The following is a 10,702-nucleotide window of genomic DNA, read 5'->3' on the forward strand; positions in this document are numbered from 1 at the left end:
GGCTGTTCTGACACGGGTGATTTGACAGATTTAGAGACGGACCCAACAACATAAAGGAATCAATCATGGCAAAAGAATTCGTACCCCCCAAAGTCTGGACCTGGAAAAAAGACACGGAAGGCAATTTTGCCAATATCAACCGGCCCGTCGCCGGTGCCACTCACGACGAGGAACTGCCAACCGGCGAACACCCGTTGCAGCTTTATTCCCTCGGCACACCCAATGGTGTCAAGGTCACCATCCTGCTCGAAGAACTGCTGGCGCTGGATGAGAGCGGCGCAGAATATGATGCGTGGCTGATTAACATCGGCGAAGGCAAACAGTTCGGCAGCGGTTTTGTGGCGGTCAATCCCAACTCGAAGATTCCCGCCCTGCTGGACAGAAGTACGTCACCACCGACCCGGGTTTTCGAATCCGGCGCAATCATGATGTATCTGGCAGAAAAATTCGGACACTTTCTACCGACCGCGCAGCCGGACCGCGCCGAGTGTCTGTCGTGGCTATTCTGGCAGATGGGAAGCGCGCCGTTTCTGGGCGGCGGGTTCGGTCATTTTTATGCCTACGCGCCGACCAAGCAGGAGTACCCCATCAACCGCTATGCCATGGAAGTCAAACGGCAGGCTGACGTTCTGGACCGTCGTCTGGCAGAGAATGACTATCTGTGCGGGGATGACTATACCATTGCGGATATGGCGAACTATTCCTGGTACGGCGCTCTGGTGCTGCACAATATTTACGATGCGTCCGAGTTTCTGGATGTTGCCTCCTACAAGAATGTGATCCGGTGGGCCGAGGCCATGGAAGCACGCCCTGCCGTGAAACGCGGCAGACGGGTCAACCGGGTCTGGGGTCCTGAAGAAAAAAGAGTTCCCGAACGGCACAGCGCAGACGATATAAAGTAACCGGACGCCGAAACCGCAACGCAGCACAAGGAGAGCCGACCATGTCAACCATCACGACCTCAGGATCGCTCCCCCTTGCCACAAAACTCGCCTACGGCTTCGGAGCCGTCGCATACGGCGTGAAGGACAATGCTTTTACGGTCTTTCTGCTGTTCTTCTACAGCCGTGTTGTCGGCATGCCGGCCGAACAGGTCGGGCTGGCCATCATGCTGGCGCTGATCATAGACGCCATTTCAGACCCGCTGGTCGGTCACATTTCCGACAATCTGCACTCGCGCTGGGGACGGCGCCATCCGGTCATGTATTTCTCGGCGCTCCCGGTTTCTCTCAGTTTTTTCTTTCTCTGGACTCCGCCCGACCTGACACCGGAGGCCATGTTCACCTACCTGCTGGTCATGGCGATACTGGTACGAACGCTGATTACTTTTTTCGAGGTGCCGAGTACCTCGCTCATTGCCGAACTCACCTCCGACTATGACGAACGCACAAAGGTGGTCGGGTTCAGGGGATTGTTCGGTTATCTGGGCGGCATTCTGTTCACGATTGTCTCGTATGTGTTTTTCTTCCCGCAAACGGAAGAGTTCTCGACGGGGCTGATGAACCCTGACGGATATATTCAATACGGTACGCTGGGTGCGGTTTTGATGTTTACCGCCATTCTGATCTCTTCTCTGGGTACGCATAACCGCATTCCCACGTTCAAGTCTCCTCCGCCAAAGCGGCCATTTGACCCGCGCCGGACCGCGCAGGAACTCAAACAGACACTGTCAAACCGGTCCTATCTGGCCCTGATGGGAGCAACGCTGTTTGCATCTACGGCAGGCGGGCTGCAACTGTCATCCGCCAATTACCTTTACACCATGTTCTGGGGTTTCACGTCAGAGCAGATCGGCATACTCAACATGTTCCTGATTATCAGTGCAATCATGGCGTTCATCATCACGTCAAGACTGGCGCGCAGGATCGGCAAGAAAAAAGCGGCCATCTTTTTCTTTGTGACAGCCGCTTCACTGGCGCCTGTTCCCTACATACTGCGGGTGATCGGATGGTTTCCGGAAAACGAGTCAGCCGCGCTGCTGCCGACCCTGATTACCATGGTGACCATTGATCTCGGGCTGTTTATCGCTGCCGGTATCACTATTACGTCGATGTTTGCCGATGTCGTCGAGGACAGCGAAAAAGTGACAAGGCGACGCTCCGAAGGGATCTTCTTCGCGTCACGGAAGTTTCTGGAAAAATCCGTTTCGGGGCTCGGCATTTTCATGACCAGCCTGGTGCTGGTCATGGTAGGGATTTCCGAAACGGCCGAACCCGGCTCGCTCGATGAGGCGACCCTGGCCCGCTGGGCGTTCGTCTATGCGCCGCTGTTGATCTTCCTGTATGCGTTCGCCATCACCTTTGTCTACCGTTACAGAATTGACCGGGCGGTCCACGAGGATAATCTTCGGCAGGTTTCTGAACGTGGATAGTGTTCGTTTACTGATAGGTCTGTAGTATGGGCTTCGCCGCTGCTAAAGCAGAGCGTCCAGCACGGAGCAAAAGACTCACAGGTTAATACTGATGGTCAGAGATATTCGTCCATCTGTCAAAACAGCCGGTGGCTATTTTGACCGGTTCGTCAAATCGTTCGCCGGACGATTTGACCCAGCAGAACCGACGGGCAAGATGGACGGGTTGACCGTTTGAACCCTTGAATGATTTGGTACGTCTAGTCCTCCGCACGCAAATCCGCCATCAGCTCATCGACGGAATCGAAAGTATCTGTTTCGCCGGAAGCAATTTCACTCAATGCTTTGCGACTACTTTCGCTAGGTGTCTTGACTTCAAAGGGAAGTCGATGCTCTCCAGTCATTCGAAACATGAGCGAACGGATAGCATACGATACCGATGAAACCACCTTGTTTGATGCTTTACCGACTCTTTGTTTTGTTTCTGTACCAATAGTACTGACATAATTAGACATGACGGCCTCCTAATATTGAGAAATCATAAGAGTCTATAAGAATTTATGGGACTATAAGGGAAATAACTGATTATACCCTAGCAGATTGCGGGTTTTTTTCAAATACATTAGTCAAGATTATTCGTCATTATTATTCGTCATTGAGAGTCAGAAGTATTCGTCCAGCACGGAGCAAAAGACTCACAGGTTAATACTGATGGTCAGAGATATTCGTCCATCTTTGTCGGTTCGGCCACCGGCAGAACCGACGGGCAAGATGGACGGGTTGACCGTTTGAACTATGTGCTTTTATACAGATAACCGGTATCGTACACTCTACTTTGACCCAGATGAACAGACCTATACGGAGAGAGAGCATGAATTATTTATCAACACTTACTATCGCTTTTGTAATGGCCTTTGCTTTTAGCGGACCGGCAGTTTTTACGTCATCTCCTGCCAATGCCGGGGACTGGTACTGCTTCAACTCTATGGGTATTGAATCGGAAGAAGAAAAGCATTGCTAATCTCCTGAACAAAGATTCAGGTTTCGGCATTAACGAAAGGAAAAAGACCATGAAGAACTTAACGGCTATGACCTTCGCAATCATGACGGCCTTCGCTTTTAGCGGACCGGCAGTTTTTACGGCTACGACCGCCAATGCCGCTGACCTTTACTGCTTCAGTGCCATGAATATTGAATCGGAAAAAGAAAAATATTGCTAATCTCCTGAACAAAGATTCAGGTTCCGGCATTAACGAAAGGAAAAAGACGATGAAGAACTTAACGGCTATGACCTTCGCAATCATGACGGCATTTGCTTTTAGCGGACCGGCAGTTTTTACGGTTACGACCGCCAATGCCGCTGACGAATATAAATGTTATTATGGCGGTGATTGCGGGCAAGATGAAGGTGAACGGAGACAGTGGGATTGGTGGTTAATTGAAGATCCGGAGACTCTTTAAACCGGAGATTCCCTATTATGCCACTACGCCACTTGCCGGAGCGGTGAGGCCGGTGCAGCAGTAACCGGAACGCCCTTTCAACAACCATCATACTTTTATTGCAATAAAACTGAGCCGCACATACTATAAACCCGGAAGAAGAACGGGGAGTATAGTTTATGCGGTGGTATCACTGGACAGGTTTAGCCATTCTACTCGGCGGCGCGGCCGTGGTGGGCGGAAACTACTGGGTGCAGAACCGCATGGCGGCGGCGATCATAAGCGATGCCGATATCGAAAGAATGCACCGGGCGGTTCAGGCCGAAGATGAAAGTGCCTTTACCATTCCGCCAAGCCAGACGCGGGACATGCCCGCAGTCAATCCGCTTCATAATGTGTATTTCGGAGAGTTGCACCTTCATACGCATTTCTCTTTCGACTCGTATATTTTCGGCAACCGTCTGACACCACACCAAAGCTATCAGTTTGCAAAAGGCCAACAGGTCAAGTCACGGGCCGGCGAGACAATGCAGCTCGCCGTGCCGCTGGATTTTGCCGCCGTTACCGATCACGCCGAAGGGTTTGCCCTGCCCCGACAATGCGCCTCGTCCACTACCGGACAATCGATGAGAGAACTTTGCGCACAAATGGAACGGCCCAATATCAACCTGTTCCTCAAACTGCGCGAAGCCGGAGAGAAGCGCCCGCCGGAGCCGGTCGCAGAGACGAGCGAGGCGGAAGATGCGGAGGCAAGGATTTTCGCCAGGGAAACATGGGCCGAGATTGTTGCCACCGCCAAGGCGCATAATGATCCGGGCCGGTTTACGACCTTTGCAGCATACGAATATTCGCCGCCGCTTCCCGACCGCGGAAAAATTCACCGCAATATCATCTTTCGCGGCGACAGTGTGCCGGACAGTGCCGTATCTGCTTTTGACGCGCCGACCGAGATTGATCTCTGGAAACAATTGCAGGCCGGATGCGAGTCACCCTGCGAGTTTATTACCATTCCGCACAACCTGAACAAGACATGGGGGCTGGCCTTCGCCAATCACACGATTGACGGTGACGTCTATTCCGAAGCCGACTGGCGCATGCGTGACCGGTTTGAGCCTCTGGTCGAGATGTATCAGATTAAAGGCAATTCGGAATGCGCACTCGGCGTGGGAACCACCGATGAAGAATGTGCATTCGAGCAATTCCTGCCGCGTTGCGAGGACGGTCAGACGACAGGCTGTGTGAAGCCGACATCAATGGCGCGTGACGGTCTGAAAAAAGGTCTGCAACTTGAGAATGAACTTGGTTTCAATCCGCTTGATTTCGGCATGATCGGGGCTACCGATAACCACAATTCAACGCCGGGGGATGTTGAAGAGTGGGACTACCGCGGTTCGACGGGTCTGATCAGTGCGACGGCCGAAAGACGTCTCAGCGCAGGGCCGGCGGGAGATTACAGAATTCTGTTCAATAATCCGGGAGGGCTGGCGGCGATCTGGGCACCGGAGAATACCAGAGATGCCCTGTTTGAGGCCATGAAGCGCAAAGAGGTCTATGCCACCAGCGGGACGCGCATCAGACTGCGGTTCTTCGGCAGTTTCACCTATGACGCCAATCTGGCGGACAGCGCCACCCTGCTCGAGACGGCGTATAGAGACGGCGTGCCCATGGGCGGGGTGTTGCCGGGCGCTAATGTGCCGCCCCGCTTTCTGGTCCACGCAATACAGGACCCGCTCAATGCACCGCTGGACCGCGTGCAAATTATAAAGGGCTGGGTTGAAAACGGCGAGAGTTTCGAATCCGTGCAGGATGTGATTTGCGCCGACGGACGCGCGATAGACCCGGAAACAAGACGCTGCTTCCCGACGATCGCCGGCGTCAATACGGACACATGCGAGTACGGAAAAAATTTCGGTGACGCAGAGTTGAAAACGATGTGGACCGATACGGATTACCGCCCCGGGCAGAAAGCGTTTTACTATGCGCGCGTGATTCAAAACCCGACCTGCCGGTGGTCAACTTATGACAGCCTTCGACTCAGGCAGGCACCGCCTAATCTTGTGCCGCCGGTCATTACCGAAATGGCGTGGTCGTCACCGATATGGGTGCGGTAATTTAGAATTGATGGCCGGTCATCGATAGGTTTGTGTAGTATTCGTCAAAACAGCCATCGGCTATTTTGACCCTTGTAAATTTAATATTGTGTGTTAAAATTGCAAGGATGTATCAAAGAGAGCTGACACAAAAAATTATTCACAGTCTCAGCCAAAATCCCGCCGTGGCCATCCTTGGGCCACGCCAGATTGGCAAGACAACTCTTGCCCATGAGATTGCCAGGGGAAAACCCTCGGTGTATCTGGACCTCGAAAACCCGGAGGATTTTCAGAAGCTGAAAGACCCGGCCCATTATTTAGGGCTTCATGCCGATGAGCTGGCCATACTTGATGAAATCCAGTGCTATCCCGACCTGTTTATGTCATTGCGCGGTATCATTGACGCCAGACGGCGCGAGGGGCGGGGCAATGGCCGCTTTCTGATTCTCGGGTCGGCTTCAAATGAATTGCTTAAACAAAGCTCCGAGAGCCTTGCCGGCCGCATTCACTACTCAGAGCTGACGGGGCTGAATCCCTTTGAGATCGAAAAACCCGATGGAGTGCCATTACAACAACTCTGGATGCGCGGCGGGTTCCCGGACAGCTATGCTGCCGCAGACGATCACACCAGCCATAGCTGGCGGCAGAACTTCATCCGGACTTATCCGGAGCGTGATATCCCCCAGCTGGGTCCACGTATACCGGCCGCCACACTTATGCGCTTCTGGACAATGCTTGCGCATACACAAGGCGAACTGCTGAACGCCTCGAAGCTGGCAAGTTCTCTGGGTGTGGAGAGTGTAACGGTCAGCCGGTATCTGGACCTTATGGTTGATCTGTTACTGGTTCGCAGACTGGAGCCCTGGCATGGGAATATCAAAAAACGGCTGGTTAAATCGCCACGAACTTATGTGCGGGATAGCGGTGTCGTGCATGCGTTACTGCAAATCCCCGACTACGAGGCGCTGTTAGGGCATCCCATTCTGGGTAAAAGCCGGGAAGGATTTGTCATTGAAACTATTATTAATGCATTGCCTTCGGGTGCTCATCCCTTTTTCTATCGCACAGCAGCGGGAGCCGAGATTGATCTGGTTATTGAATTCGGACCGAATGAATATTGGGCCGTCGAAATCAAGGCCAGCCGGACACCAAGCCTTAAAAAGGGGTTTCATATAGCGTGTGAGGATTTACAGGCGAAACGGAAATTTGTCGTTTATACCGGTGAAGACAAATTCTCCACCAGCCATGATACAACCATCCTATCGCTCGCACATTTCATTGAAGAATTGAGGGACGGTTGATAGTGATGGTTGTTCACCGGCTGTTTTGACACTAGAAAAAAAGTACCTGAAGGCCCAGATGAAAGTAATCAATATCCTCTATGTCCGAAGAAAATGTAAAGCGGTCCCAGCCGAGACTGACATATACGGGGTTGTTCCACATGGGGTTGTCCGCGCTCCGGATGCGGTATGACACATCAACACCGTAGTACACATCGCTGCCATCATCGCTCAGGTTAATCGTCTGACCGCCGCTTGAAAGGTTTCCATCAACATTCCAGAAATGAACGCCCAGTTTCGGGGTTACGGAAAACAGGTCGGCACCCGGAACGGGAACGTCGTAGGCGATGAACGGACCGAATGATATGGATTCAGACATGGCCAGACTCTCGGCAATGTTGGGACGGGTATTGCCGTCGGGAATGGAATTGTCACTCCGGGGGGGCCCCAATTCACCATCTACGTCATCATCGGAGGACAGGCCAAAATAGGTCAGGCCGGCCAGAAAACCGTACCGGTGTCTGAGCCCGACTGACAGCTGGAAGCCGTATTCGTTAACTTTTGCCCCGGTTACCGTAGTGGTCGTCGTGGTTCCGGTGATGAAGCCGCTGTCTGACCTGATCAGGCCAAAGGACGCATCGATGAAGGGCTTGACCGGGTAGTCTGACCGGGGGCTATCGAATTGGGATTGAGAACTATCGTACCGGGGCAGAGGGTTCCGGTGCCGGGATTGAGGGCTATCGTATTCGGGCTGTACGCTATTGTACCGGGACTGAGCATGGGACGCGGACGGCACAGCCAACGTCAGTGCAAGAAGGGTTAGAGCAAGAAGGAGAGAGGCCGCACCAATTTTGCCGATAAAATGTTGCATGTGGCCCTCTTTCTTTATTTGCAAAAAAGCCGTCCAGATGCGGGTTACCTTATTTCCTTTTTAGTTTTTTCATCCGCCACGCGTGTTCCGCGGATGATTCACATAAATCGGTGACGACCACGCACGATGCTCGACAGGGGACAGACAATTTTCCGATGCCGGTGTCCGGTAATCACCATGGCACGGGTTGACCTTGACGCAAATTCCCTCTTCGTCATATTCACAACGCAGATTGGCCCCGTTTACGGTTTGCATCGGCTCCTGTATGGCACGCACATAATAAAGCCGGTGACGCCCGTCTTTCATAAAAGCATTATCTTTAAACTCGACGGTGCACCCTCCCCTGCCGGTACAGGGAATGACTTTCCAGGGGTCTTCAATCAGATTTGCAACGTCCTCACCGGGATCGTTTTGAGGCGTGATGCGTATAACCTCGATGCGCGTAATTTTATGACGCTCACCGGACGGATTGTAACATTCGCCGCTACACAGCGTCTCAAGGCGCTCCGCCGGCAAGCCTGCGGAGGCAAAGTCAGGACAGCCGGGTTTTTGCTTCAGAGACCCTGCAGCACGCACCCGAAAAGACGGTACCTTGCGGACGTCCACTTCGCTCCCCATAGGCGCGTCGGACGCACCCCCGCCCTGCACCAGATCAAACCACAACATAATGCGCGGGCCACTGGTGCCGTAAACCTCCCGGCGCTTCATGGCGGCCCATATTTCATCCCGCGTGCGGCCTTCGGAATGAACGGCCGCCAGTCCTCCGGTTACAAAAAACGACGCCTGACGTTCAAACTCCAGCCGTTGAAAGCCTCCCAGCTCCCCCAGTCCATCCAGAGAGAGCGCTGCGGATTCAGCCACGGGTTCTTTAGCCGCACCGCGCAACCGGTCGGCCCATTGCTGCGTCACACCTCCCGCCGCTTCAGTGTTGTAGAACCGGTCATATTCCTTATATCCCGTTCCGGGCCGGGCGTAATGATTGTCGCTGGCGGCAATAAAGCCCCAGCGAAACCGTTGCGGCGATGACGGATCATCAAAATTGGCAACCGCCAACCCGTATTGCGCCGACCCTTTGGGGCGGTAATTAAATGACGGCACAAAACAATCACGGCATTGACCGGAATCAAGCCAGTCCTCCGCAACGGCTCCCGGAACGGTCAGATGACCGCCGACGCCCGCATAAACATAATTCTGCCGCGCCTGAACGGCGCGGGAGTCACACTCCTCTTCGCCTAATCCTTCATCCATACAGCGCCCGCGAATAATCTCTCCCGCCTGCCAGCACGACGGTAAATAGTCCCCCGTCGGTTCGGGGCAGACATAATTTTCATACCCCTGACCTGCCCCTGATGCGTCCGATAAAGCAGACGCCAGAAACGGTTTATAGCGGTCCGAATTGCCATGGCCGGACATGATCTCTATCAGGGTCTGGGCCTCGGGACGCATTTCGGCTTTCAACTGTCTATCCCAACCGGACCCGGGCGGCGTATAGAAACCCCACGTCGTCCCATGGGGAATGATGATGTTTTCCACTCCCTGAGATTCAAGGCGCGCAACCAGATCAGCCGGTGTCGCCGCCTCCTCATAGCAATCAGCCGGCAAATCTTTAGAGGGCACCCCCGCATCACACGCCGGCACGGATGCCGCCTCCTGTGCGAAGGTCACGAAATCATAATAGATCTGCCGGTTGTCAAAATCCAGAAACGGGATAATCGGCGGCAACAAGCCCCCCGTTCCGCTCCGGAGGGTCGTACCGGAAAGACCCGCCGAGGCAATGGCACGCGCCGCGACAGCATCATCATCCTGCTCTTTGAAAATAACATTCTTATGGCCGTAATGGTCTTCGGGCGTTGGCCCGACCTGGGTCCACTCGAAGCCCAGAAAAGCCGTCACATCCGGGTCGCGGTCATCGCCCGCCATGGCATTGCACTGACGGATAGACTCTTTTGTCTCCCGCCAGCGTTGAGGCGAAGACGCCTCGGCGTGGTCGGTGACGGACCAGAAATCCAGCGACGAACAATAGCGCGCAAAATCACAGGCATCCGCGACAGGGCTCGCACCCCGCCCCCCCAAAATAGGCAACGACAGAAAAAAAGCATCCGTTGAAAAGGTGGTATGGACGTGCAAATCCCCAAACAATATCTGCCTGGGGGCGGACACACCCAAAGAACGCGCCGCCCTTCTTTGCACGGTCGTCCGCTGTGACACGATGGTTTTGGGGAGCGCCTGCCCCTCAATGACTCCCGGCCCCCAATGATTGCCCAGCAGACCGAAGGTGGCAGACAGCACATAGCCCCCCACGACGACAACAATCGAAACTAACAGACCTGCAATGGTATAAAGGACTTTACGCATCAAATTTTCCTCTCTCTCCGGTGGGCCGGTCTCTATTATAGAGGTCCGTCTTTACCAATACCAGAGGAACCATAGAGGCGCACCCTTGCCATTGATTTTGCCATATCAAGGCGGAAATGATATAAGGGACACCCAATATACGGGGTACCTTATCCATACAGGAGGACGTGATCATGGGGTCTGAAACAACCGGAAAATACGGATCAGCGGCGGCGCTGGCTCTTGGTTTTGCGCTGACATCGCTCGGGGCGTGCGGCGGCGGGGGCGGTGGCGGCGGAGCTCCGGCCGGAACGGGGCTGATGGACCCGCAACTGCA

At 53.9% G+C, this 10,702-nt stretch carries 11 protein-coding genes; 8 read left to right on the forward strand and 3 right to left on the reverse strand.

Annotated elements, in window-relative coordinates:
* The first annotated feature begins 65 nt into the window (after window positions 1-65).
* The 3 genes from yghU (at window position 66) to V6Z81_11285 (ending at window position 2,588) form a co-directional block, all read left to right on the forward strand.
* Window positions 66-902 (forward strand): glutathione-dependent disulfide-bond oxidoreductase, encoded by an 837-nt coding sequence (yghU, locus tag V6Z81_11275; protein ID MEG9863048.1) that lies wholly within the window; start codon window positions 66-68, stop codon window positions 900-902.
* 41 nt (window positions 903-943) lie between these two features.
* Entirely contained in the window at window positions 944-2,371 is a 1,428-nt protein-coding gene (locus V6Z81_11280; GenBank protein MEG9863049.1) for an MFS transporter, read from the forward strand.
* A gap of 91 nt (window positions 2,372-2,462) precedes the next feature.
* A complete protein-coding gene (locus V6Z81_11285; protein ID MEG9863050.1) occupies window positions 2,463-2,588 on the forward strand; it encodes a hypothetical protein in 126 nt (41 codons plus the stop codon).
* A gap of 22 nt (window positions 2,589-2,610) precedes the next feature.
* Here the strand turns inward: V6Z81_11285 and V6Z81_11290 are convergent, their stop codons facing one another.
* On the reverse strand, window positions 2,611-2,865 hold the full coding sequence (locus tag V6Z81_11290; protein ID MEG9863051.1) for a type II toxin-antitoxin system antitoxin, RelB/DinJ family: 255 nt from the start codon (window positions 2,863-2,865) through the stop codon (window positions 2,611-2,613).
* 356 nt (window positions 2,866-3,221) lie between these two features.
* On the opposite strand from V6Z81_11290, the gene V6Z81_11295 reads away from it, so the two are divergent.
* The 5 genes from V6Z81_11295 to V6Z81_11315 all read left to right on the forward strand — a co-directional run bounded on the left by V6Z81_11295 (window position 3,222) and on the right by V6Z81_11315 (window position 7,181).
* Window positions 3,222-3,371: a hypothetical protein gene (locus tag V6Z81_11295; protein MEG9863052.1), complete on the forward strand. Its 150-nt coding sequence runs from the start codon at window positions 3,222-3,224 to the stop codon at window positions 3,369-3,371.
* 49 nt (window positions 3,372-3,420) lie between these two features.
* Window positions 3,421-3,570, forward strand: a complete 150-nt coding sequence (locus tag V6Z81_11300; GenBank protein MEG9863053.1) for a hypothetical protein — start codon at window positions 3,421-3,423, stop codon at window positions 3,568-3,570.
* A gap of 49 nt (window positions 3,571-3,619) precedes the next feature.
* On the forward strand, window positions 3,620-3,811 hold the full coding sequence (locus V6Z81_11305) for a hypothetical protein (GenBank protein ID MEG9863054.1): 192 nt from the start codon (window positions 3,620-3,622) through the stop codon (window positions 3,809-3,811).
* Window positions 3,812-4,020: 209 nt separating this feature from the next.
* Window positions 4,021-5,901 (forward strand): DUF3604 domain-containing protein, encoded by a 1,881-nt coding sequence (locus tag V6Z81_11310; protein ID MEG9863055.1) that lies wholly within the window; start codon window positions 4,021-4,023, stop codon window positions 5,899-5,901.
* A gap of 107 nt (window positions 5,902-6,008) precedes the next feature.
* Complete coding sequence (locus V6Z81_11315) at window positions 6,009-7,181, forward strand: ATP-binding protein (GenBank protein ID MEG9863056.1); 1,173 nt, start codon at window positions 6,009-6,011, stop codon at window positions 7,179-7,181.
* Between the two features lie 31 nt (window positions 7,182-7,212).
* Here the strand turns inward: V6Z81_11315 and V6Z81_11320 are convergent, their stop codons facing one another.
* Window positions 7,213-8,031, reverse strand: a complete 819-nt coding sequence (locus tag V6Z81_11320) for a hypothetical protein (protein MEG9863057.1) — start codon at window positions 8,029-8,031, stop codon at window positions 7,213-7,215.
* A gap of 69 nt (window positions 8,032-8,100) precedes the next feature.
* On the reverse strand, window positions 8,101-10,386 hold the full coding sequence (locus V6Z81_11325; GenBank protein ID MEG9863058.1) for a DUF3604 domain-containing protein: 2,286 nt from the start codon (window positions 10,384-10,386) through the stop codon (window positions 8,101-8,103).
* Between the last annotated feature and the right edge of the window lie 316 nt (window positions 10,387-10,702).

This window comes from Parvularculales bacterium (assembly GCA_036881865.1).
In the GTDB taxonomy this organism is placed as follows: domain Bacteria; phylum Pseudomonadota; class Alphaproteobacteria; order JAPOUT01; family JBAJNM01; genus JBAJNM01.